General features: G+C 39.6%; 19 protein-coding genes and 2 pseudogenes. 12 read left to right on the forward strand and 9 right to left on the reverse strand.

The features are described from left to right. Nucleotides 1-687: 687 nt before the first annotated feature. Together M44_RS01510 and M44_RS01515 are read left to right on the forward strand one after the other, a co-directional pair. Nucleotides 688-1,662: an NAD-dependent epimerase/dehydratase family protein gene (locus M44_RS01510; RefSeq protein WP_029326672.1), complete on the forward strand. Its 975-nt coding sequence runs from the start codon at nucleotides 688-690 to the stop codon at nucleotides 1,660-1,662. A 100-nt stretch (nucleotides 1,663-1,762) separates the two neighbouring features. After that, nucleotides 1,763-3,073: a TrkH family potassium uptake protein gene (locus M44_RS01515; protein ID WP_040365293.1), complete on the forward strand. Its 1,311-nt coding sequence runs from the start codon at nucleotides 1,763-1,765 to the stop codon at nucleotides 3,071-3,073. A gap of 48 nt (nucleotides 3,074-3,121) precedes the next feature. On the opposite strand, the gene M44_RS01520 is transcribed toward M44_RS01515, so the two are convergent. From M44_RS01520 to M44_RS01530, 3 genes and pseudogenes are all read right to left on the reverse strand, one after another. After that, complete coding sequence (locus tag M44_RS01520) at nucleotides 3,122-5,176, reverse strand: hypothetical protein (RefSeq protein WP_010170260.1); 2,055 nt, start codon at nucleotides 5,174-5,176, stop codon at nucleotides 3,122-3,124. Further along, a pseudogene (locus tag M44_RS19615) lies at nucleotides 5,151-6,052 on the reverse strand (ABC transporter ATP-binding protein). Before M44_RS19615 ends, M44_RS01520 begins: the two are co-directional and overlap by 26 nt. Beyond that, nucleotides 6,053-6,433, reverse strand: coding sequence for a GntR family transcriptional regulator (locus M44_RS01530; protein WP_010170266.1), 381 nt, complete (start codon nucleotides 6,431-6,433; stop codon nucleotides 6,053-6,055). 403 nt (nucleotides 6,434-6,836) lie between these two features. On the opposite strand from M44_RS01530, the gene M44_RS01540 reads away from it, so the two are divergent. Further along, entirely contained in the window at nucleotides 6,837-7,286 is a 450-nt protein-coding gene (locus M44_RS01540) for a hypothetical protein (RefSeq protein ID WP_010170268.1), read from the forward strand. Nucleotides 7,287-7,299: 13 nt separating this feature from the next. On the opposite strand, the gene M44_RS19620 is transcribed toward M44_RS01540, so the two are convergent. The 3 genes from M44_RS19620 to M44_RS01555 all read right to left on the reverse strand — a co-directional run bounded on the left by M44_RS19620 (nucleotide 7,300) and on the right by M44_RS01555 (nucleotide 9,054). Further along, nucleotides 7,300-7,773 (reverse strand): hypothetical protein, encoded by a 474-nt coding sequence (locus M44_RS19620; protein WP_010170270.1) that lies wholly within the window; start codon nucleotides 7,771-7,773, stop codon nucleotides 7,300-7,302. Nucleotides 7,774-7,782: 9 nt separating this feature from the next. Next, nucleotides 7,783-8,277 carry a hypothetical protein gene (locus M44_RS01550; RefSeq protein WP_010170272.1) on the reverse strand — a complete coding sequence of 165 codons (495 nt, stop codon included), beginning with the start codon at nucleotides 8,275-8,277 and terminating at the stop codon, nucleotides 7,783-7,785. A gap of 132 nt (nucleotides 8,278-8,409) precedes the next feature. After that, a complete protein-coding gene (locus M44_RS01555; protein WP_010170274.1) occupies nucleotides 8,410-9,054 on the reverse strand; it encodes a glycoside hydrolase domain-containing protein in 645 nt (214 codons plus the stop codon). A 120-nt stretch (nucleotides 9,055-9,174) separates the two neighbouring features. Between M44_RS01555 and M44_RS01560 the strand changes: the two genes are divergently transcribed. Continuing rightward, nucleotides 9,175-9,846: a GDSL-type esterase/lipase family protein gene (locus M44_RS01560; protein WP_029326674.1), complete on the forward strand. Its 672-nt coding sequence runs from the start codon at nucleotides 9,175-9,177 to the stop codon at nucleotides 9,844-9,846. A 44-nt stretch (nucleotides 9,847-9,890) separates the two neighbouring features. Here the strand turns inward: M44_RS01560 and M44_RS19625 are convergent. Further along, a pseudogene (locus tag M44_RS19625) lies at nucleotides 9,891-11,433 on the reverse strand (FAD-dependent oxidoreductase). A gap of 85 nt (nucleotides 11,434-11,518) precedes the next feature. On the opposite strand from M44_RS19625, the gene pgmB reads away from it, so the two are divergent. Next, on the forward strand, nucleotides 11,519-12,181 hold the full coding sequence (gene pgmB / locus M44_RS01570) for a beta-phosphoglucomutase (RefSeq protein WP_010170278.1): 663 nt from the start codon (nucleotides 11,519-11,521) through the stop codon (nucleotides 12,179-12,181). A gap of 180 nt (nucleotides 12,182-12,361) precedes the next feature. Here pgmB and M44_RS01575 read toward each other — a convergent pair whose 3' ends face one another. Continuing rightward, complete coding sequence (locus M44_RS01575; RefSeq protein ID WP_010170280.1) at nucleotides 12,362-12,955, reverse strand: biotin transporter BioY; 594 nt, start codon at nucleotides 12,953-12,955, stop codon at nucleotides 12,362-12,364. A gap of 284 nt (nucleotides 12,956-13,239) precedes the next feature. On the opposite strand from M44_RS01575, the gene M44_RS01580 reads away from it, so the two are divergent. From M44_RS01580 to M44_RS01605, 7 genes are all read left to right on the forward strand, one after another. Continuing rightward, on the forward strand, nucleotides 13,240-14,901 hold the full coding sequence (locus M44_RS01580; protein ID WP_010170281.1) for a glycoside hydrolase family 13 protein: 1,662 nt from the start codon (nucleotides 13,240-13,242) through the stop codon (nucleotides 14,899-14,901). 205 nt (nucleotides 14,902-15,106) lie between these two features. Further along, a complete protein-coding gene (locus tag M44_RS01585; RefSeq protein ID WP_010170283.1) occupies nucleotides 15,107-15,532 on the forward strand; it encodes a hypothetical protein in 426 nt (141 codons plus the stop codon). Between the two features lie 94 nt (nucleotides 15,533-15,626). Next, entirely contained in the window at nucleotides 15,627-16,571 is a 945-nt protein-coding gene (locus tag M44_RS01590) for an HD-GYP domain-containing protein (RefSeq protein ID WP_010170284.1), read from the forward strand. A gap of 159 nt (nucleotides 16,572-16,730) precedes the next feature. After that, nucleotides 16,731-18,884, forward strand: coding sequence for a DNA topoisomerase III (locus tag M44_RS01595; protein ID WP_010170286.1), 2,154 nt, complete (start codon nucleotides 16,731-16,733; stop codon nucleotides 18,882-18,884). A 323-nt stretch (nucleotides 18,885-19,207) separates the two neighbouring features. Then, the gene (locus M44_RS29225; protein ID WP_337444002.1) at nucleotides 19,208-19,843 is read left to right on the forward strand and encodes a cation:proton antiporter; all 636 of its coding nucleotides are present in this window, start codon (nucleotides 19,208-19,210) and stop codon (nucleotides 19,841-19,843) included. Further along, nucleotides 19,758-21,056, forward strand: a complete 1,299-nt coding sequence (locus M44_RS19630; RefSeq protein ID WP_337444003.1) for a cation:proton antiporter — start codon at nucleotides 19,758-19,760, stop codon at nucleotides 21,054-21,056. Before M44_RS29225 ends, M44_RS19630 begins: the two co-directional genes overlap by 86 nt. 9 nt (nucleotides 21,057-21,065) lie before the next feature. After that, entirely contained in the window at nucleotides 21,066-21,746 is a 681-nt protein-coding gene (locus M44_RS01605; RefSeq protein WP_040365291.1) for a DNA alkylation repair protein, read from the forward strand. Nucleotides 21,747-21,828: 82 nt separating this feature from the next. On the opposite strand, the gene M44_RS19635 is transcribed toward M44_RS01605, so the two are convergent. Further along, on the reverse strand, nucleotides 21,829-23,469 hold the full coding sequence (locus M44_RS19635) for an L-lactate permease (protein ID WP_010170290.1): 1,641 nt from the start codon (nucleotides 23,467-23,469) through the stop codon (nucleotides 21,829-21,831). Between the last annotated feature and the right edge of the window lie 235 nt (nucleotides 23,470-23,704).

Raw genomic sequence — 23,704 nt, forward strand, 5'->3', positions numbered from 1 at the left:
AAAAAGGGGGAAAGAGCCCCGCGTTAGGGAAAGCGCCCCCCCCAAGAAGGAAAAAAAAGGAGAAAGAGACCCGCGTTGGGTTAACCGCGCCCCCCAGGAAGGAGAAAAAAGAGAGAAGGGCCCCGCGTTAGGGTAGGCGCCTCTCCCAAGAAGAAGAAAAAAGAGAAAAGAGCCCCGCGCTTTGGACAGCGCCCCTCCCAAAAAGAAGAAAAAGGGGAGAAGAGACACGCGCTTGGGACAGCGCCCCTCCCAAGAAGGAGAAAAATAGAGAAGAGCCCCGCGTTAGGGTAAGCGGGCCTCCCAAGAAGAAGAAAAAAGAGAGAAGAGACACGCGCTTGGGACAGCGCGCCCCCCAAGAAGAAGAAAAAAGGGTGAAGAGACACGCGCTTGCGACAGCGCGCCCCCCAAGAAGAAGAAAAAAGGGAGAAGAGCCCCGCGCTTGCGACAGCGCGCCTCCCAAGAGAAAGAAAAAAGGGAGAAGAGACACGCGCTAGGGTAAGCGCGCCCCCCAAGAAGGAGAAAAAAGAGAGAAGAGACACGCGCTTGCGACAGCGCCCCCCCCCCCAACGAAGATAATACAGAAAAGAGCCCCTTCCGCCCCCCCACGCACTTCCTACTCCAAGCCTTTGCCCCTGCCCTAACCCATAGTGTAAAATGAGTACTATTCAAGGATACGGAGTGAAAAAGATGAAAGTGTTAGTAACAGGCGCAGCAGGATTTATTGGCTATTCCATTAGTAAGAGACTTTTACAAGAAGGGGTAGAAGTGGTAGGGGTAGACAACTTAAATGATTATTATGATGTGAGGTTAAAAGAAGCTCGTTTACATCAGCTAAACCAACAAGGTTTTACCTTTTATCAAGAGAGTGTAGAAAACAGGGCTGCTATGGACACCATATTCCATAAGGAACGGCCAACTCATGTCATCCATTTCGCAGGACAAGCGGGGGTTCGATATAGCTTGGAAAATCCTGAAGCCTACATCAACGGAAATCTTGTAGGGTTTTATCAAATGATGGAGTTAAGTAAGGAGTATAGCATTCAGCATTTTTTATTTGCTTCTTCAAGCTCTGTGTATGGCGATCGACAACATCAAAAAGACAAGCCTTTTAACGAAGAGGATCGAACGGATACACCGGCAAGCTTGTATGCGGCAACGAAGAAATCAAATGAAATGATGAGCTATTCATATAGTCAGTTATTTTCTATCCCTGTGACGGGATTGAGATTTTTTACAGTGTATGGACCATGGGGGCGACCTGATATGGCTTATTATTCATTTGCCCAAAAAATGGTTCAGGGTGAATCGATTACGGTTTTTCACAACGGAGAGATGTCTAGAGATTATACCTATATTGATGATGCGATAGAATCCGTTTGGCGTCTTTTACATAATCCTTCAGAGGAACGTGTGCCATACCAAGTCTATAACATTGGTAGTTCCTCTCCAGTCAGGTTAACCAGCTTAATAGAAGAATTGGAGCTTGGATTAAATAAAAAGGCTCACATCCACTATGCCCCCTTTCAAAAAGGTGATGTGACTCATACGTTTGCAGATGTAGAGAAGCTGTTGGAACGTGTTAACTATAAACCAACCACTTCTTTTCGACAGGGGATGAAAGATTTCATAGGATGGTTCACAGAATATACGGGTAAAGGGTAAATAGGTATTTACAGAGGATGGATAGGAGGAGTATGATACTGTTCATTAAAACAAAACCAACTGAACCATTGGAGGAAGTATCGTGAAAAAATTAAAGAGAATGGTGATTGCGTTAAATCCTTCTCAGCTACTTGTCTTAGTATTCTTAGCGGGTATAACGTTTGGTGCGTTTTTCCTTAGACTTCCCTTTGCGACAACAGATGGGATCACGATTACAGATGCATTCTTCACGGCCACTTCAGCCATGACAGTAACGGGTCTTGCTTCAGTAGATACGGGGACGACGTTTACTCTTTTTGGAGAACTTGTCATATTAGCTCTTATTCAGCTTGGTGGACTTGGAATCATGACATTTGCCGTACTTATATATATTCTTCTTGGTCGAAAGATTGGACTAAAGGAAAGAATGCTCGTACAGCAGGCATTGAACCATATTCATTTAGGTGGCGTCATTGCACTTGTTCGCAAGTTGTTTATTTATTCCATTGTGATTGAGCTACTCGCAACTGGGCTACTTAGTATTCGCTGGGTGCCTCAATACGGTTGGGCAGAGGGAATGTATGTAAGTTTCTTTCATAGTGTATCCGCCTTTAATAACGCTGGCTTTTCCGTATGGTCTGATAGCTTAAGTCAATACGCTTTTGATCCTGTTATAAACGTGATTATTCCTTTTTTATTTATTGTCGGAGGAATTGGGTTTACGGTCCTCGTAGACTTATGGAGTAAGGATAAAATTCGTAAGCTTAGCCTGCATACAAAGCTAATGATTGTCGGGACTCTTGTGCTCAACGTGGTGGCCACCTTAACCATTCTCCTATTAGAATATCAAAACCCAGCAACACTGGGTTCTCTTTCCTTTTTTGATAAACTACAGGCAGCCTTTTTCCAAGGCGTATCACCAAGAACAGCAGGATTTAACACGATTGATATTGGAAGCATGGATGAATCTAGCTTGTTTTTTATGATGTTTCTCATGTTTATTGGAGGAGGAAGTGCGTCGACAGCTGGTGGGATTAAGCTTACGACCTTTATCATTATCGCGTTAGCCGTCATCACCTTTATAAAAGGAAAACGAGAAGTCGTGATATGGCGGAAGACCATTCCAACTATGCAAGTGTACCGCGCTCTTTCTATCACGACAATGGGTGTATTATTTGCAGGCCTAGCTATCTTTCTCTTAAATATCACAGATACCATGGCCTTCTTTCCCATCGCATTTGAAGTCGTGTCAGCGTTTGGGACCGTTGGTTTATCCATGGGGATTACCGGTAGTTTGTCTATAGTAGGGAAGTGGATTATTATGATCGTCATGGTTATTGGAAAGCTTGGACCTCTTACATTAGCTTTTACACTAACCAGAACATCACAAGTCAAAATTTCCTATCCAGAAGAGGAAGTATTAACTGGATGATGAGGCCAAAAAAGCTGACTCGTAGATTCGCAGAATGCGAACGTAGAGTCAGCTTTTTTTATTGTAGAAACGGAGGAATGTTGTCTTCCGTGAAAAAAGATAGGTTTGATTCCCATTTGAATCTGAAAGTAGACCTATATACAAGATGTCTTCTTGGTAATCATAATAATCTTTACTATTAAGATCAAGCACCTGTTGAATCTCTTTTTTGTCTGTGTATTCTAAAATGGTAATGTCCTGTTCAATTCCTTGCATTTCTAATTCTCCCGGTTGAAAAACGATTTCTGGATAGGGTAGAGTATTTCTTAATTCTGCTGTGAACTCAACCAGTTCCATTCTTTCGAAGTCATCGGCTGTGACTTCAAGCTCTTCTAAATACCCTTTCTCTCTTAACCATTCGTTGACATGTACATAAGAGTCTAAGATATGGTAATCCAAGAACGGATGATATCTATCATTCTTTTGAGATAGCTCAGCACGATAGTTAGAAGCCTGATATATTTTTTCCTCTTGATCAAATGTCATTTCAAGAATATCTTGCTTTAACAACGCTTTAAACTGCTTAACTTCTTCTGGATCTAAAATAGCGATGGTTTTATCATATAGCCATTCTGAATGTAACGTAATTTTATCTGTTTCTTTATCGATAGAGTCAAATCCATACCGGTCCTTTTTAAATTCAGGCGTTTCGACTAACAATCTTAGAGCATTTTTAATCTTCTCATCACTCAAATCAACTGTATAAGCACGTGAAAATGTTGAACCGTTCTCTAGTTTGTATTGGAAATTAACCGTTCTTAACTCCTCATTCCACTGACGAGAATACGTTTTATATGGATTTTGTGCGACGATTTCATGAACGAGCGCTGTGTTGCTAATTAAATTGCGGTCCGAGCTGAAGGTATATCTTTCTTCATAACTATCGTAATAACTATCGTAATAGTATACTTGATTACCATACTCTGGTACCTCCACATACACTTCGTCAATTTCATTTTCACTAGGAATACGAGTTTCGTATCCATAAATATCAAAGTGAAGTGATAGTCCGATTAGGAATATAACAATCGCATAGGCACCATACCCAATGACAAGTTTTTTCAAGGACAGTCTCCACGTTTTATCCAAAAGCATCTGAGCCACAACATACCCAATTAGTGCGCCAATGACGTATCCAAAATACAGCCATCCAGCAGAGTCTTGACTAACGTGAAAGTAAATCCCTCCGACAAGCATGGCACATAGTGTGACACCGTATTTAAAAATAGGGCGTAAAAACTTGAACGAGATGATTTGATTGGTCATCTCAAGTGAACGATAGCGATAAAATAGAAGTCCCACCACAAAGAATAGGATCATTAAAATGGAATACGTCATCCATGATGAAACTGTGAAAACAGGATCTATACCGGATGAATCCAATAGAAACTCACCGATGTGATAAAAAGGAAATAAGTGATATCGTGTAGGATTGTATTCTGGGAATCCATACAGAAAGAACGATAAATGAAACGACCCTAACAACGTAATCCCCATTGGCAAGCCAATTAGAATGTAGGTTAATACTCCTTGCGCAATCGTATTTCCAACCCCTAAACCAACAGCGCTAGAAAGGAGGAAAAAGAATAGGCTAAAGAAGGACAGGCATAGCGCCCAAATGATAAACTCTCCCATTGGAATAAAGACAGTAGTTGAGTTAATCAAGGCAATAATTATTCCAATTAGGGTGTTTGCCCAGATAGGAACGAGTAAAATAGTGGCACCGCCGACCAAATGACTAAAATAGTGTCCCTCTCTTCGGATGGGTAAGCTATGAGAGAAATCTGTACTATCTTTTTTGTGTAAATAGCGAAAGATAAACATACCCGTTAAGATAGGAATGGTAAATAGGAAAAACAGCTGTAAAAAATAATCTCCTGTAAATAGAGTATCTAATAAAGTAGGGGGGTAATTTCTTTCAAAGTTATCATCCGTTGCTCTCATTAAGAGTAGGATAGGAACGGTTAATAATAGCCCAACAAAGTATAGAAGACTAATCCAACCATGCTGCTTTAAGTCTTGTAAAACAATCCCCATATTAAAGTAAGACGTTTTTAATTTCATAGCCGAGGTCCTCCATCTCATAAATAAAGATTTCTTCTAATGTTAATGGAAGCATATCGAGTACATAAGGTTGAAGCTTTAGAAGGTCTTTTTCAATACCGTTTCGGTTCCCTCTTACAATATACAGGTGAACACTACCACGCTGCTCTTGATAGAGAACCTGGAGCTTCTCCTCCATACGAACAGAATGTTCTTCTGATCTGAAAGCCACTTGGATTTTATGAATATCTGATTTCAAGTCATCTAGTTCTCGCTCGAGAACAAGCTTCCCTTTATGCATAATCCCAACATGATCACATAAGTCTTCAATTTCACGCAAGTTGTGGGAAGAGATAATAATCGTCATATCTCGGTCTGCCACTTCTTGGAACAACAAGTTCTTAATTTTTTGTCTCATAACAGGGTCTAACCCGTCAATTGGCTCATCTAAAATAAGATAATCTGGCATAGCAGAAAGAGCTAACCAAAAGGCTACCTGGCGCTGCATCCCTTTGGACATGCGGTGCACCTTATGCTTGAAGTCAATATTAAATACCTTCTGAAGTTCTTTAAAGCGTTCTTCATTCCAATGATCATAAAAGTGGCGATAATAATCAGCCATCTGTGCGACCGTAGATTGAGGAAGATAATATAGGGCATCTGGTATAAAAATAACACGTTGCTTCATTTCTATATTTTCATAGATTTCTTTTTCTTGAATTTCAACGGATCCATCATCTGGCTTGTAAATGCCTGCGAGCATTTTCATTAAGGTCGTTTTACCGGCACCATTCGAACCAAGTAACCCGTAAATACTCCCTTTTTCACGTGTAAGTGAATGCCTTTTACTGCTTCTTGCGATTCAAAGCGTTTTGTGACATTCGTAACGGTAATCATTTAGTTTCCTCCTTCCTTGTCTTCTTCTGCTTGTTCTATCAATTTAAGTAGTTCTTCCTTTGTTAACCCAAGGTAAAATGCTTCATTAATCAGTTTTGTTAATTCCTCTTTCACGCGTTCCAGCTTCCTTTCTTGAACTTTTTCTTCAAGTAGAGACACATAGCTCCCTTTTCCAGGGAGTGAATAAACAAATCCTTCATGCTCTAATTCGCGGTACGCTTTCTGGATGGTATTAGGATTTACGGTTAAATCTTTCGATAAACTTCGAACGGAAGGGAGCTTTTCATCAGGACGTAAAGCCCCAGAAATAATGAGTTCTTTTACTTTCTCTACAAGCTGTTCATAGATTGGCTTCCGACTGCGAATATCTAATTCAAACATGTGAAACCTCCTTTCGTCGTTCTTATTCATACCGATTAGGATAGGGTACTTTTCATGTAGTAATGTGTATTAACTGTATTATTTGTTATAGTACACTTAGAGCATACTCGCTTTCCAACAATTTGTAAATAGGTTTTTGTCATCTTATTGTAATAATTTTTATGAACGAATAGTATAGGTTGATGCTAATGGAATGGAGAGAAAAGGCGATAAAAGATTTTCGTCAAGCGACAGATGGAGTCCTAAGTGAAAGAGGAATCTTAAAGTAATTCCTATATCTTCCTGTTTTACCATCAAAAAAGTTGGGTATAACACCTGTTTACGGATCTTAGTAACTTCTCATAGGAAGTTCTATCCTCTATACTATTCTTCTATATATATAGTATAGGGGTGGGTGTATAGAGTGGTGGACAACATACAAAAGAATATACAGTCCGTACGACTTCGAGCCGAAAGCAATGTAAATATAATCATTAAAGATTATTTTCCTGAGAATAAGCTAGTTGGGGGGAAGTATCATGTAGGTAGCCATACGGTTACGGTTTTTATTGAAGAAATTCGTAAGCAATGCCTACAAATTTTCCAGTCCGAAGAGCCGTTACAAGATTTTATTACAATCGTGACTGCTCATGAAATTGGTCATGCAGAGGACGTGGAGCTGCTAGATTTAATTGATCAACTTGACACAGCGACATCAGAAAAAGAGAAAGTATTGATAAAGTTAAAAATTGAAGAGAATGCGTGGGATTTTGCTGCAACCATCATTCCTAGAAGACTTGAAGGTATGTTGACAGTGATTCGAGGGATTTCTTTGCAATTATATTATGACCAACTAGAAGAAAGAGTATCGTAACTAAGAATAATCCTTAGTTATAGATACTCTTATTTTTGTCTGTGTCTTCTTTACTCCAAAAATATAGGAGAAGCGTAAAAGATTGCACAACGAGAAAAATAGGAATGGAATAGAAGGGCTGATATTCATCTTTATAGGATATAACACCAGTAGTGGTAGAAATCCATTCCATCAGAGCCCCCATCGTCGTCCATAAGATGACATAGGGGATAAATGAGTGCCTTGCTAATTGAAGCCTGTCCCATATATAAACATAAAAGTAGCTAACGGGTGCGAAAGTAAAATATAACACCAAGTCAAACAGTTCATACCGCTCTGAATCATTGACTCGGTAGTAATCAAGAAGCCCACCACCAATGGTGAAGTCAAAAAAAGTAGAGCCAGCGAACCCCCATAGTAGAAACAATACAGTCATACCTGAAGGTAGTCGTTTCGGTAGAACGAAAAAAGAACGTAGGCAAGGATGAGCAATAGGAGTAGGTACCATTCATTGCTATCAAATTTCTCCCATAAGATCATAGATTCTGACCCTCCCTATCATCTGACTCTGGTAAAAAGCGTAGGAAAAACAGAGCAATTCCTTCAAGAAGCAGAAATAAAAAACAAAGTGATATACCACATTCCACTTTATGAAAGTGGTGATGTCTAATGGGCTTGCTAATGATGCAATCAAGGACAAAATTCCAGCAAATAATAATAAAAGAACAAGAGTATTTCCTATTATCGGGTTTCTTGACACTAGGTGAACAAAAAGTAGGATAAGGGTAGGAGTAAGGATCGAACGGCTAATCAAGTACCCGGTATATAAAAGACCATTTTCCGTCACTTCTATCCATTTTAACTCCTCAATAACAATCCAGTTCACATTAATATTCACGATTAACACAATAAAATATAGGCTTGCAAGCTTTGTCCGTGTGATCGTTGGTTTCAAGATGAGAAGGACAGACACCGTAACCCAAGATAAACAAAACATGACGACAAATCCCATATATTCCTCCTGATGATATAGATACGTATTAGTATGTGAGATATGGAAGAAAGTATGCTCTCAAAATAAAAAGGACTCCTTAGAGAGTATTGCTCTCATAGGGAAGCCCTTGTAAAACCTATTCCTTACCTCTTACAGCATCTCATATAATCGACCATCAATTAAATTCGTATCGATTGGACAGGTGGTTGCATCTCGCCCGTACTGCCAGCCCCACACATTCGCTCGGCAGTTTGGTTTAACGGGCTTATAGCGCGGAGCATTCCTTCGTTTTGTTGCTCCTGGTTCTGGTTCAGCACTCCACAATATGCTTTGATCGGCAACACGGGGATCCTCAGCAGCTGCTTTACAATACGCTGCAGCGAAATCACCGTTAACTGGATCATGATAGAAGCCCGGCTTATAATCACTCCCATACAAATAATCCACATATCCCCGCAACCAGTCTGCATCTACTTCAAAGAACTTTTCCACATTTGCAAATAATGGCGTTCCTTTTCTAAATCCTAGCCTTTTCGCATGAAAAGAAGCATTTTGCGCGACCACTCGCCCTTCACGATAGCCTACTGCCTTTCGAAAGTTATTGTAGATTGGTAATACCTTTGTTTCACTATTTCGTAAAAGCTCAATTTCTCCTTTTGTTAACCCATCAGAAGCATTCTGTACCGTCGTTAAATACCTTCCCCAATATAGAGGCTTTCCGTAGTTCGTCAACACACAATTATATCTTTCTTTCGTAACAGCACTTGCAGAGTCCACACCCCAGTAATAAGCCATACTTTCCTTCCCCCTTTCAAGGTCTTCATTTATGTATATGAGGATTGAATTTGAAATATATCGTAACCACTTAAGAGCGAATTCCATACCATAGACTGTAGCCCAGAAAAGGGAGAGAGGATGAAGAGTATGAACACGTATTTACCGTATGTAGCCGTTGGTGATTCTTTAACGGTAGGAGTGGGTATTCCATTGTTTCACTTCGGCTTTGTTGAACGATATGCAGTCAAAACGGAAAAGTATTTTCATGGCCGGGTACCGCTTCAAAAGTTTGCTCGAATTGGAGCTACTACAGATCAAATTTTACACAATATGTCATTACCTAATGTCTCTAGTCATCTAGAGAAAGCTGAAATCATTAGCATCACAGCAGGTGGGAACGATTTGATTCAAGGGGCAAGAGCGTTTCTTGTGGACAAGGATGAGGAAAAGTTAAAAGAAGTTGTCAAAAAGGCCATTGTGAATATAGACAAAATGATTGATGTTTTGGAGGAGTATAAGAGGGATGCGAGAGATGATACGTATATTATTCGAGTAGTGAATGTGTACAATCCCTTACCAGAAATCGAGCTAGCAGACCTCGGTATTCGAAAATTTAATCAACATCTAGAGGGATTTACGAAGAAGCCGTATATTGAAGTAGTAGATGTGTACAGCGCGTTCAAAGGAAAGGAAGAAGAGTATTTATCTTTAGATGGTATACATCCAAATGAAAGGGGCTATGAAGTGATGGCTCTGGCGGTGTATGAAACTGGGTATGGCTTACTTTCTAAACAACAAATCCACTCTTAATCAAAAGGAGAGGGTCATTCATTTGAATCACCCTCTTATATCGTTTATTCTTCATCTGATTGTAATAGATGAAGAGGCTGATCAGCAGGTCCTTCTACTACGTCTCCTTTATACGAAAATCGGGATCCATGACAAGGACAGTCCCATGTTCGCTCCCCGTCATTCCACTCACATTCACACCCTAAATGGGTACAAGTTGTATCCACAATGTGGACAGCTCCGTGTACATCTCGGTACGCCCCTGCTCGACTTCCTCTGAAGTGAACGGGAGAGCCTTTGTCTATCCCCACATCATCCACAGATTTACGCTGAAGAAAATCTAGCTTGCCCTCAAAAAATCGATAAGCGACATCTGAGTTCATTTTCATAAATTTCTTTATGCTCGGATCAGCGTGAAACCTAGAAGGATCGTAAAGCTCCTTGTACGGATTGGCACGATCACATATAATATCCGTTACTAGCTTCCCTGCAACAGTCCCAAGCGTCATTCCCCATTTCTGAAATCCAGTTGCGACAAGAACCCTTGTTTTTTTCTTTGTCACATATCCGATATAAGGAATTTTATCTAATGTGAGAAGATCTTGTGCCGACCACCTAAATGGAATAGAATCAACACCTACGGTTTCTTCTGCAAATGCGAGAAGATGTTCATAATGCTTACTTGTCTCGATTCCTTCTCCCGTCTTGTGATTTTCTCCACCCACAAGAATAAGTTTTTCTCCGTTGTACTCTGTAGATCTGAGGGACCTCTTCGGATCATCGGCACTTAAATACATGCCACCAGGATAGGTTTCTTTAGATTTCACAGCTAATGTATACGAACGTTCAGGCTCCATCCGAGCAAAATAAAGTCCATTGCCATCGTAAAAAGGGAAATGGGTCGCAGCCACCACATGCTGACACGTTACTGTGGGGCCTTTTTTCGTGATTACTTTTACAGCCGTTTCCTCGTCTTCTACGTCTATACAGACAGTATGCTCGAATACTTGTCCACCTAACTGGGTAAAGGTTTCAAGCAAACCACGCAAATAGTTCACAGGATGAAACTGTGCCTGATTGCTCATTTTAATTGCTTTTGTCGTACTTATAGTGAACGGAATTCTATCTAAAATTTCTCCGTCTATCCCAAGCTTTTTATAAGCCTCCCATTCTTTTTTTAATGGCATGCGCTTTCTTTTCAGAGACCGAATAAATATAAGCATCCTCATGAGTAAAGTCACAGGCAATACCTTCTGTTTCAATAGCTTCTTTGATAAAATGAAGAGCATCACGATTGGATTCATAATACAATTTGGCATCCTCTTCGCCTATGTGCTGAATAAGTTCTTCATAAATCAGACCGTGCTGGGCTGAAATTTTTGCTGTTGTGTGACCAGTAGTCCCACCAAGCACCTGGTCCGCTTCAAGAAGGACGACGCTTTTTCCTTCTTTCGCTAGAAGATAGGCAGAGGTGATACCGGCAATCCCTCCACCTACAACGGCCACATCCACTTCAAGATTCTCAAGTAATGAAGGATACGATGCGCGTTCAGCATGAAGCCAGTACGATTCGGGATAATTGGGGATTGGACTAGATGAATGAGTCAATATATTTCCTCCTACTAAAAAAAGTTTCACTTAAAGTGGACTATTCCCTAACCTTGTGAAAATTATCCAGAAAGAAGGTAAAATTATGGTTAAATTGGTCATATTCGACTTAGACGGTGTCATTGTGGATACTGTGGATTTCTACTATACAAGCACTAAGAAAGTAGCAGATGAAATGGGAGCCCCCTTTTCGAAAGAAGATAACCTATATTTTCAAGGGAGAAGCAGAAAGAGTTTAGTAGAAGAGCTCTCCTCTAGAATTGGGTTATCCCTAACTCCTCATGAAGTATTAGAATGGGGGAATAAGCGGAATCGATATTATCAAGAACTTTTAAACGATTTAAACGAGGAGCATATTCTACCTGGAATGAAAGATTTATTACAAGCCATTCGTCGTGAGGGTATTCCTATGGTCCTGGCCTCATCGTCCTCAAATGGTCGGCGAGTTTTAAAGCAACTGAACCTAGAACACTACTTTGTTCATATAGTAGATCCTGCTACGTTAGAAAAAGGCAAACCAGCCCCAGACATTTTCTTGAAAGCAGCAGAATTTGTAGGAGCGAAAGAGGAAGAATGTGTGGCCATTGAGGATGGCCTTGCAGGTTTAACAGGCATCTTAGCAACGAATATGTTTTCAGTGGGAGTAGGACCTTACGAATACTTAAAGAAGGCCAATTTACATGTAGAGGACACTCGTCAGTTAACAGTAGAGCTGATGAAAAAGAAGTATAGGGAATGGACAAAGTGAAATTAAAAGAGCTGTCTAGATTGGTAGACAGCTCTTTGATTTTTAAGTGGACCGCTCGGTTGGGTACAAATACCGCTCGGTTAAGGGAGTTTTGCGCTCGGTTGAAGCCAAATATCGCTCGGTTAAGAAAATATGGCGGGTGGATGACGATAAGTTCGTCTTGCTTACATCCCCATTCCCTTATGAAGCAATCTTTCGCTCTTGATAATAGGCACTTCGCTGGATCACTCGTACAAATAATAGTTGTCCCACAACACCTGCAAACACTGCGAGGATGGCGTCCTTAGGCATAAATGGAACCATCCACAGCCATGCCATTCCATAAGAAAATCCTTCAGGTGCCTCAAGCCAAAACTTAAAAGCAAAGTACATCCACGTTGTACCAAACGCATAGTTTACAATCGTACCTGCAAAGGCTGCGGTAATAAAGGCTGCTACATGTTGGCTTTTTTCTGCAATCCACCCTGCAATATAGGCGGCAAAAATATATGAAATAATAAAGCCAAACGAACTTTTTAGTAGAGCAGAAGGTCCACCTGTAAAATCAGCAAATACAGGTGCGCCAACAAAACCAACTAACATATACACCACCATAGAGAACGATCCTAATTTCTTCCCAAGAACAACACCAGCTAATACCGCAAAGAATGTTTGGAGAGTGATAGGAATTCCGTTAAATTGTAGAAACGGAGCAATCGCTTTAATATTGGCTCCGATCGCCATAAAGGCAACAAATAGTGCACCGTAGGTTAAATCAATTGGACGTAGTTTCATTTTATTTCTCCTTTTATTCTATTCGTCTTAAAATAAGACTAATAGTTTTGTGGAATATATGTCAACATTATTTTAAAATAGGTTAACATATATTCTTTTAACAACGCTACTATCCACAAATTTATCTAATAGAGAAAAAATAATTGAATATTACATATGTAAGCGTTAAACTACAGTTTGTAGGTTTCTAATTATTTGAAGGAACCTTTTATTTAAATGGAATGTGCAATCGTTTGCATCCACAACAACAATATATGAGTTGAAAAATATAAAGAGGTGGCGTAATGGAAAGAGTATGGTGGAAAGAGGCTGTTGCCTATCAAGTGTATCCACGTAGTTATCAAGATTCAAATGGGGACGGGATAGGTGATTTAAACGGGTTAACAAGTAGACTAGATTATATTAAAGAGTTAGGGATTGACGTAATCTGGATATGCCCAATGTATAAATCTCCTAATGATGACAATGGATATGATATTTCAGACTATAAGGATATTATGGAAGATTTCGGAACAATGGAAGATTTTGATCGACTATTGAAAGAAGTGCATCATCGCGGTATGAAGCTAATCATTGACCTTGTACCGAACCACACATCAGATGAGCATCAGTGGTTCATTGAATCACGTTCTTCAAAAGAAGACCCAAAACGCGACTGGTACATTTGGTGTGATGGAGTCAATGGAAAAGAGCCAAACAACTGGGAAAGCATCTTTGGTGGTTCGGCATGGGAGTATGATGAGGCAACAGGTCAATACTTTTTACACGTATTTTCTACAAGACAGCCTGACTTAAACTGGGAAAATGAAGAAGTGCGTAACGCGCTGTATGATACGGTAAACTGGTGGTTAGACAAAGGGATTGACGGCTTCCGAATTGATGCCATCAGCCATATTAAAAAACGTCCTGGGTTCCCAGATATGCCAAACCCTAAAGGATTAAAATATGTACCATCCTTTGATATGCATATGAATCAAGAAGGCATCCATAAGTTTCTACAAGAGTTTAAGGATCGTACCTATGGTAACTATGATGTAATGACGGTTGGGGAAGCGAACGGAGTAAGTGCGGACGAAGCCGACCTATGGGTGGGTGAAAACGGTAAAATGGATATGATATTCCAATTCGAACACTTAGGGTTATGGGATGCGGAAGATAACCCAGAGTTAGACGTTGTTGGTCTAAAAGAAGTCCTAACTCGTTGGCAAAAAGGATTAGAAGGAAATGGATGGAACGCTCTTTTCCTAGAGAATCATGACAAACCTCGCGTTGTGTCTACTTGGGGTAATGACAAGGAGTACTGGCATGAAAGTGCAACGAGTATGGCAGTTATGTATTTCTTTATGCAAGGAACACCATATATTTATCAAGGTCAAGAAATTGGGATGACGAACGTTCAATTTCAAAGCATTGAAGAGTATGATGATGTAGCAGTGAAAAATATGTATCGTCTGCGTAGAGAAGAAGGAATGTCTCATGATGACATCATGGCCATCATTTGGGCATCTGCTCGTGACAACAGCCGTACCCCAATGCAGTGGTCAAGTGAAGCGTTTGGCGGATTTTCTACGTCTCCTCCTTGGCTTGGCGTAAACCCAAACTACACAGACATTAATGTAGAGGTACAGAAGAACGATCCGAATTCTGTTTTATCTTTTTATAAAAAAATGATTGGGTTAAGAAAACAAAACCTAATCTTTACGTATGGACAATACGACCTTCTTCTACCAGAGCATCCTCAAGTATACGCGTATACACGTACACTTGAAGACGAAAAAATGCTAATAGTAGCCAATTTAAAAGGCGTAGAAGCAGAAGTGGAATTAGAAGAATTACGCCTAGAAAATGCTGAGTTGCTACTTTCTAACTACAGCGAAGAGGGTGGTCAACTAGGTTCCGTATTGACTCTAAAACCATTTGAAGCAAAAGTATATAGAGTTAATTAATAAGAATACCACGCCCCGCTTTCATAGTTGGGGCTTTTTTATTTAGGTCTTTATTACTATTTTTAGTAATATTTAGTATTCTAGCAAGTAATACTACGTAATAGTAATAGTCTTTTATTGTTAAATAAAGTATATTTAGTAGTGTAAGTGTCGGATAAGGGCGATTAGTTTGTGAGTTCTTGTCATAAAAAAAGGAGGAGTTAGTATGAAGCAAAAATTTGCCGTAATTATTTCTATTTTATTCTTATCATTTAGCTTCAACGCGGTTGCAACAGCGGATACAGATGATGCAAGGCAGGAGGCTGCTGTGTTGGAACTATTAGAAGCTAACACGGACATCTACGAATACATTCAACAAGAAGTAGAGAAAAGCGAGATTCTAGTAGCTGATTACGAAAAGAAGATTGCTTTAGAATTCGATGAGACGAAAAAAGCTGAGCTTCAAAGTGAACTAGATACAAAAATTGCTGAATTAGTAGGTAATCTGCAAGTTAAAGCAGAACAAATGACAAAAGTTGCCATTGAAGAAGCTGCTAAATATGGTATTATTGCAGAATGTGAATATATAGAAGTTGAAATTTACGGAAATACGTATTTAATTGATCCTTTGAGAATTATTGATATAGCTTAAAAAGTGTCCTTAGGGCACTTTTTTTAATGGTATTGTTAGAGTATAATTTATTATAAAATGTTTCAGATTATTGTTGATTAGGGGGAGAGGAGAAATGAAAGGAATTACACTTGGAAGTAAAGAAAAACCACTTGAAATTATTTTTCAAGAACAAGGTTCTTTATCACTTCTCTCAAGAAAAGGCCCGTTAGAATTTTTGAAACAAGAAGTAGCAGAAGGGATGGGCTTCTTCATTTACCCTGCTGAAGACGATGAAACTTTTGAATTTTTCTATCTATTAGAAGGAGAGATTCAATATGAAGAAGACCATGATGTTAGAGTTTTAAGAGAGCATGATTATTTCTCTGTGTATAAGTTTGAAGGAACAGTAATCTTTAAAGTTTTAAAGAGAGCAACTTTTCTATGGTGTACCAATAATCCTATCTTTTATCAAATAAGTAAAGATATACAAGAACTTCTAGGTATTGCAAAAGAAATTGAGAACAAGGATAAATATACATTCAATCATAGTAGAAGAGTTCAAGATATGAGCATGAAAATCGCTCGCAAATTAGACTTGCGAAAAGGTCAACTTCATAATATATTTCTGGCATCTGGACTCCACGATATTGGAAAGGTAAATATTCCGTCAGAAATTTTAACAAAACCAGGAAAATTAACAAAAGAAGAATTTGATATCATTAAAAAACACCCTCAAGACGGTGCAGATATGGTGGAGCCAACTTACTATGAAGATATATATGATATTATTCTTCAACATCATGAACGTCTTGATGGTTCAGGATACCCTATTGGTTTAAAAGGGAACGCAATTGAAATAGAGGCGCAAATTATTGGAGTAGCAGATACATTCGATGCGATGACGAATGATCGGGCATACAGAAAAGCATTTACGGCTCAATATGCATATGAAGAAATTATGTCATTAACAGATATCCACTTTGACTCTATAGTCACCAAAGCCTTCGAACAAGTACTTCTCGAAGAAGAACTAGTTATTCCAGTCAAACCTCCTAAAAAGGATGAAGAAACCACATAAGAGCTTCTCTTTTTATCACAAAAAGAGAAGCTCTTTCGTTTAGTTTGAACTGTTTACCATTCAACCACAAATCTGCCATCCTTAATGACACTCATCCTATCCTTTCAGTCATACACCCCAATACGTTATACTAGTTTTAATAGAAAGTGAGGATGACACATGAAGACATTAGTACTAGCCGAAAAGCCATCTGTTGGTCGTGACATTGCAAAGGTACTGGGATGCACGAATGGCGGGAATGGATTTTTAGAAGGATCAAATTATATCGTAACATGGGCGCTTGGCCATTTAGTTACCTTAGCTGACCCTGAAGCTTACGATCAAAAATATAAAACCTGGAATATAGAAGATTTACCTATGCTGCCTTCGTCACTACGCTTAGTGACGATTAAGAAGACGGGCAAGCAATTCTCTACGGTCAAAGCACAGTTACATCGTAAGGATGTGAAAGACATCGTTATTGCTACAGATGCCGGGCGAGAAGGAGAGCTTGTGGCCAGGTGGATTCTAGATAAAGTTAAAATAGCCAAGCCCGTCAAACGTTTGTGGATATCATCTGTTACAGATCAAGCGATTAAGAAGGGATTTGAGCAGTTAAAAGATGGACGCGACTATCAGAACCTCTATCATTCAGCTGTGGCAAGAGCAGAAGCGGATTGGTACGTGGGACTAAATGCTACAAGAGCCCTAACCGTGAAGCATAATGCTCAGTTGTCATGCGGACGTGTACAAACGCCAACCCTTGCGATGATTGCACAAAGAGATCAGGAAATACGTTCGTTTAATCCCACTCCATTTTACGAATTATCCGTAGTGCTAGACGGAGTGACGTTTAAATGGCAAGATGGTAAAAATCAATCAACTCGAAGCTTTCATAAAGAACGGATAGAAGCTCTTTTAACCAAATTGAAGGGAAAAGAAGCAACCATACAGTCCCTCCAACGCAAAGAGAAGAAACAGTATGCACCAAATCTTTATGACTTAACAGAGCTTCAGCGAGATGCTCACAAGCGATTTGGATTCTCTGCGAAAGAAACGTTATCCACATTACAAAGATTATATGAACAACATAAGGCCGTGACGTATCCTAGAACAGATTCAACGTATTTAACTTCTGATTTAGTGGACACGTTAGGAGAACGAGTTTCCGCTTGTTCTGGAATAAAAGAATATCGACCATACACATCAAAAATTAAGGGACCGTTCAAGCTAGGAAAACAATATGTGAACGATGCTCTTGTGTCAGATCACCATGCAATTATCCCAACAGAAGTGACCCCAATAGAGTCCAAGCTTTCGGATAAGGAACGCAAAATTTACGATCTTGTCGTGACTAGATTTTTAAGTATTTTACTGCCTCCGTACCGATATGAGGAAGTGAAAGCTACACTTGCTATAGACGGGGAAACCTTTATCGCTAAGGAAACGAAAGATATCTCATTAGGGTTTAAGGTTATAACATCCACCTCTACTCAAACTCCTTCAGCGTTTACTTGGAATGAAGGCGACCGCGCTAAGAGCATCATCGTACACATGACAGAAGGGCAAACGGAGCCTCCAGCCCCCTATAATGAGGGGACTCTATTAACCGCTATGGAGAACCCAACGGGAAACATCGAGGATAAGGAATTAAAAGAGACATTGTCCAAAACAGGTGGACTCGGAACAGTAGCAACGAGAGCGGACATTATTGAGAAGCTTTTCAACTCGTTTTTAATTGAAAAGCGAGGAAATAGTATATTCCCAACTTCTAAAGGGAAACAGCTGTTGCAGCTAGCTCCTGAAAAATTAACGTCTCCCGTTCTTACAGCTGAATGGGAATTAAAGCTTGAAGCGATTGCTAAAGGAAAGCTAAAAATATCACAGTTTATGAATGAAATCAAAGAATATACAGAAGAAGCTGTTGCAGAAATAAAGAAGAGTAACGAGAAATTTAAACATGATAACGTGACAGGATCAAAGTGTCCAGAGTGTAATAGCCTTCTTCTTGAAATTAACGGCAAGAACGGAAAGATTCACGTGTGTCAGGATCGAAATTGTGGATATAAGAAAAACATTGCCAAGAAAACGAATGCACGATGTCCACAGTGTAAGAAAAAGCTTGAACTGCGCGGGGAAGGCGACGGACAAATCTTTGTGTGCACATGTGGTCACCGAGAAAAACTTTCGGCCTTTCAAAAGCGTAAGAAGAATAGCTCTAACTCTAAAGCAACCAAACGTGACGTCAATCAATTTATGAAAAAGCAAGATAGCGAGCCTGTGAACACAGCGCTAGCGGATGCTTTAGCTAAACTGAAGCTAGACAATAAGTAAGACCCTCTCTGCAGTGTACCACGAAGAGAAAAGTCTTCTGATGAAATCTAGCAGTGTGGAATGTAAGTCGGTGAAACACCTATCGTCGACTAGAGCAAAGTAAAGAAGAAGGTAGATCTAAACGGTAGTGAAGATCTGCCTTCTTTTTTGTTTACCCACAACTTATCCACACTAGTAAAAGAATTTTTCTAATTCTGAGCTAATCCCATCAAAGTAGGGAATTCTAATAAGTAATTCACTGGCATGTATTTTAATAAAAGAGGGTAAAGAATATAAAATATAGTCTGCGTCTTTTCATGAGTGAAAATTAAGGGGGGGAAGGAATGCTAGATTCTACATTATTTCAATTGATGGTAATTGGTTTTTTGGGAGTAGCCTCGCAGTGGATTGCCTGGAGATTTAAACTTCCAGCTATCGTGGTCATGTCGATTGCTGGGTTGTTAATTGGTCCATTTTTAGGTTTGATCGTCCCTAAAGATGTTTTTGGAGATATATACAAGCCCATTATATCGATTGCGGTTGCCATTATATTATTTGAGGGAAGTTTAAATTTAAATTTCAAAGAGATACGTGGGTTGAGTCGGCCTGTATTTCGAATTAGCACAGTTGGAGCACTCATTGCCTGGATTCTTGGGTCGCTCGCAGCTCATTATGTAGCAGGTCTTTCGTGGGCTGTTTCGTTTGTGATAGGTGGACTCTACATTGTAACGGGACCTACGGTTATTCTTCCTCTTTTACGGCAAGGAAAGTTAAAGCCAAGACCGGCAACGATTTTAAAATGGGAAGGAATCATTGTAGATCCTCTTGGTGCCTTGCTTGCCGTTTTTGCGTTTGAATTTATTAAGGCATTTTCTACTGGTGAAAACACACCCGTTGTTTTTTTTAGTCTTTATTCTGGCAAGCTTATTTGCTGTCATGCTTGGAATTTTTATAGGATGGCTTGTAGGCTGGATGTTTGAAAAAGGTCATGTTCCTGAGTTCTTAAAATCACCGATTGTGTTTTCACTCGTGATTTTATGTTTTACGATTGCAGATGAAGTCACCCACGAGACAGGTCTTTTAGCCGTTACAACGATGGGGATTACACTTGCGAACATGAAGTTATCGTCTATAGAGGATATGAGGCATTTCAAAGAGAATATTAGTATATTATTGATCTCTACCATATTCGTCATGCTGACCGCCTCTCTTAGCTTAGATACACTCATTAACGTATTAAATATAAATATAATTGGTTTTGTGTTATTGATGATGTTTGCGGTTAGGCCGTTATCTATTTGGTTATCCACTATTGGTACAGATTTGTCATGGAAAGAGAAAACCTTAATTGGCTGGATTGCTCCGCGTGGTATTGTTGCCCTGACAGTTGCGAGTTATTTTGTTTCGTTATTATCAGAAGAAGGATACGGGGATGCGGAAAGGTTAATGCCTCTTACATTTGCGTTAGTATTCGCGACCGTATGTGCTCACGGATTTTCATTACGACTTGTTGCTCATAAGCTGGATTTAGCAGTAGAAAGCAAACCGGGTGTTCTCATTGTAGGTTCGAACGAATTCACTATTGAATTAGCGAAGAGCTTTGAACAACAAAATATCCACGTTCTTCTCGTTGATTCTTCGTGGGAACGATTATCTTTAGCGAGAAATCAAGGGATCCCTTTTTATCATGGAGAGATCCTTGCTGAACAAACAGAGTACAGTTTAGATATGACTCCATACGAATATATGGTATGTGCAACAGAACTTGATTCATACAATGCTCTCGTGTGTACGAATTTTGTTCCTACGATCGGACGAAACAATCAGTATCAGATTAGTTTAAATCAACATCAATCAGAAGATGTAGGAGAACTTGTTCATACAATTGGTGGAAGGATTTTATTTGAGCCACCAACATGCTTATATGATCTTCGCAAACTCGTTAATAGTGGTTATGTTTTACGTAAAACAAAGCTATCAGAACAGTTTACGTTTCATGATTATTTAACCAATAGGGATGATACGTCGATTCTATTGTATATCGTGAAAAGTACGGGTGAGATTCGATTCTTTACGACGGATTATGATCAGTCTGGTGAAGCGGGTGATGTGGTCGTGACATTAATGGCGCCAAGTAAGGAATTTCGTAAAATAAAGGAGAAGGTAGACGAGCAAAATAATAATAGGGAGTAAGTTGGGGGAATGAAGGCAATGAGCCGTTATGCTGCAGATTTAGTGATGTTTTTTAGGGAACACGAAAATCGAGAACTTGCGGGTCCAATGGAAGCGTACATGAGAAACCACTTTCCATTTTTGGGGATCAAAACACCAGAGCGAAAGCAACTATTACGAGAATATATCCAAATGAAAGGAAAACCGCAGCAAGAGGATTTAGAAGAATTGGTGACCACTCTATGGAGTCAACCCGAACGAGAATTTCAATATATCGCTCTTACCTTCATGGATAAGCTAATTAAACAAGCCTCACCCAATTTTCTACAAGTGATCGAAGAATTAATTGGCACAAAATCATGGTGGGATACGATTGATCATTTAGCTTCCAATACAGTAGGGGTTATGTATACATTATATCCAGAGGAAACGGAACGATATATTCAAAAGTGGATCGTTTCTGAAAATATATGGTATAACCGAATAGCTATTTTGTATCAACTCAAATACAAGGAGAATACAGATGAAACGAAGCTATATGAGTTTATCAATCAGCATAAGGATTCCTCTGAATTCTTCATCCAAAAAGCAATAGGGTGGGCATTAAGAGAATATAGTAAGACGAACCCAGAAAGTGTAAAGGATTTCATTGAACAAACGGACTTAGCTCCTTTAAGTAGACGAGAAGGGCTAAAGATTATACAAAAATGAACTGTCCAGTAGGGGCAGTTCGTTTTTGTAGAAGTAAAAAAAGGTGCATATCTTGATTCTTGATATGCACATTTATTCTGATCTAAAGCAATAGAAACCCAATCACACCAGCTAATCCCGCATAGAAAACCATCGGCACAAGGGTCATTCGAATAATCGTGCCTTCCTTTCCTACCATGTTCACGACAGAAGCAGCGGCCACAACGTTGAGTACACAAATCATATTCCCTGAGTTGGCCCCTAACACTTGGAGTGCTAAAATAACCTGTGGATTAGCAGCAATCTGGTCAGCGACACTGAACTGAAATAAGGAGAACATCATATTACTAAAGGTTGCACTACCGGATATGAAAGAACCAAGAGCCCCTATTAACGGAGCAACAAATGGCCATCCGTCTCCTACCGTATGAGAGACAAGACCAGCAAGCTCCATCGGCATACTCATCAGGCCACTTTCGTTGATACCAGAGTTGATAAAGATTCGTACCATCGGAACAGCGGTTCCAAGTGCTATGGCGCTCCCTACCATTGTCATGGCAGATTCTTTCACCGTCTTCACAACGAGTTCCCTTTTCATTTTATGAATCAGGATCGTTAAAAGAATAACAACAATAAAGATCGTTCCTGGTAAATAGAACGGCTCAAATGATGTACTGATGTTCGTACCAAGAATGTTGCTCCATCCAACCTTAACAGAGCGAAGCCATTCTTTTAGAGGAAGTACATTTAATCTTGTGAGCACAAGGAACAGAGCAACTAGAATATAAGGAAGCCATGCTTTCCAAAGAGGCATTCCTGCTTTTAATACTTCTGCATTTCGTACGGTTTTCTTAGGAGAGCTAGTGAAATCCCAAGCTTCTTTCGGTAAAAGGAATCCTTTTTTTGCAGCCGGAACGACAATAGCAAGTCCGACGAGTCCACCAATGATGGACGGGAATTCAGGTCCGAGAAGATTTGCCACTAAAAACGCAGGAATGGTAAAGCTTAGCCCCGCAAAGATAGCAAACGGTGTGATTTGAAGTCCTTCCTTCCACGATTTGTTTTCACCGAAGAATCGTGTAAGCATCGCGACTAAAATAACCGGCATAAACGTACCAATAAATAGATCAATAAACACCGCAGTACTTGCAATACTTTGAATATAATCTAAAATGGATTGATCCCCAAGAGCTTGCTGAACACTAGGTGCTAATGCAGAACCTTCATTGAGTCCTTCTTTTACTCCAACAATCATCGGTGTACCAACAGCACCAAATGATACAGGAGAGCTATCAGCAATAAGAGCGAGAGAAACAGCAGCAAGGGGTGGAAATCCTAGAGCAACTAATAAGGGAGCACCAATGGCTGCCGGTGTACCAAAACCAGCGGCTCCTTCAATGAATGCACCAAACAACCATGCGATAATTAATAGTTGAACGCGTCTGTCCTCCGAAATAGAAGAGAAACCGGCACGAATGCTATCAAGGGCACCACTATTTGTTAACGTATTCAGGAGAAGAATGGCTCCAAAGACAATCCATAAGATGGAGATACTGATAATAATTCCTTCAATAGAGGCTGCTGCCACCTGTATAAAAGGAACTTTCCATACAAGCAAAGCGAGAACGATGGTTGCAAGCAAACTGATAGGCATTGCTCGAGTAGCAGGCATTCGTAAAATAACTAAAAAAACAAACACGGCCAAGATGGGAGTTGAAGCGGTTAACAATTCTAAAATATTCATGATATCATCACCTTGTTATAGGATATGTACCTATAGTATAAATTATTATGCTCACTAATTCACAAACAAATAGTGACAAAAGTTTTACAATTAACCACACTGAGTATACTAAAAATAGGAAGAGGATGTTTTGTCCATGATGAGTAAACATGTTATAGTATTAGTAAAAGAAACTAGTGAAAATAAACCAATAGTGTGCGTCTGAGAAATACAATTGTTTGCAAAAATGAATGGG

Origin of the sequence: Bacillus coahuilensis m4-4, from assembly GCF_000171615.1 — a bacterium.
Lineage (GTDB): Bacteria > Bacillota > Bacilli > Bacillales > Bacillaceae_K > Bacillus_T > Bacillus_T coahuilensis.

What these genes read in the sequence shown, in the direction of transcription:
- M44_RS29225 (WP_337444002.1), top strand. Translation starts at nt 19,208, where the DNA reads ATGCTAGATTCTACATTATTTCAATTGATGGTAATTGGTTTTTTGGGA.
- M44_RS01555 (WP_010170274.1), bottom strand. Translation starts at nt 9,054, where the DNA reads ATGGCTTATTACTGGGGTGTGGACTCTGCAAGTGCTGTTACGAAAGAA.
- pgmB (WP_010170278.1), top strand. Translation starts at nt 11,519, where the DNA reads ATGGTTAAATTGGTCATATTCGACTTAGACGGTGTCATTGTGGATACT.
- M44_RS01530 (WP_010170266.1), bottom strand. Translation starts at nt 6,433, where the DNA reads ATGTTTGAATTAGATATTCGCAGTCGGAAGCCAATCTATGAACAGCTT.
- M44_RS01575 (WP_010170280.1), bottom strand. Translation starts at nt 12,955, where the DNA reads ATGAAACTACGTCCAATTGATTTAACCTACGGTGCACTATTTGTTGCC.
- M44_RS01515 (WP_040365293.1), top strand. Translation starts at nt 1,763, where the DNA reads ATGGTGATTGCGTTAAATCCTTCTCAGCTACTTGTCTTAGTATTCTTA.
- M44_RS01590 (WP_010170284.1), top strand. Translation starts at nt 15,627, where the DNA reads ATGAAAGGAATTACACTTGGAAGTAAAGAAAAACCACTTGAAATTATT.
- M44_RS01605 (WP_040365291.1), top strand. Translation starts at nt 21,066, where the DNA reads ATGAAGGCAATGAGCCGTTATGCTGCAGATTTAGTGATGTTTTTTAGG.
- M44_RS01560 (WP_029326674.1), top strand. Translation starts at nt 9,175, where the DNA reads ATGAAGAGTATGAACACGTATTTACCGTATGTAGCCGTTGGTGATTCT.
- M44_RS19635 (WP_010170290.1), bottom strand. Translation starts at nt 23,469, where the DNA reads ATGAATATTTTAGAATTGTTAACCGCTTCAACTCCCATCTTGGCCGTG.
- M44_RS01550 (WP_010170272.1), bottom strand. Translation starts at nt 8,277, where the DNA reads ATGGGATTTGTCGTCATGTTTTGTTTATCTTGGGTTACGGTGTCTGTC.
- M44_RS01580 (WP_010170281.1), top strand. Translation starts at nt 13,240, where the DNA reads ATGGAAAGAGTATGGTGGAAAGAGGCTGTTGCCTATCAAGTGTATCCA.
- M44_RS01595 (WP_010170286.1), top strand. Translation starts at nt 16,731, where the DNA reads ATGAAGACATTAGTACTAGCCGAAAAGCCATCTGTTGGTCGTGACATT.
- M44_RS01510 (WP_029326672.1), top strand. Translation starts at nt 688, where the DNA reads ATGAAAGTGTTAGTAACAGGCGCAGCAGGATTTATTGGCTATTCCATT.
- M44_RS01520 (WP_010170260.1), bottom strand. Translation starts at nt 5,176, where the DNA reads ATGAAATTAAAAACGTCTTACTTTAATATGGGGATTGTTTTACAAGAC.
- M44_RS19620 (WP_010170270.1), bottom strand. Translation starts at nt 7,773, where the DNA reads ATGGTACCTACTCCTATTGCTCATCCTTGCCTACGTTCTTTTTTCGTT.
- M44_RS01585 (WP_010170283.1), top strand. Translation starts at nt 15,107, where the DNA reads ATGAAGCAAAAATTTGCCGTAATTATTTCTATTTTATTCTTATCATTT.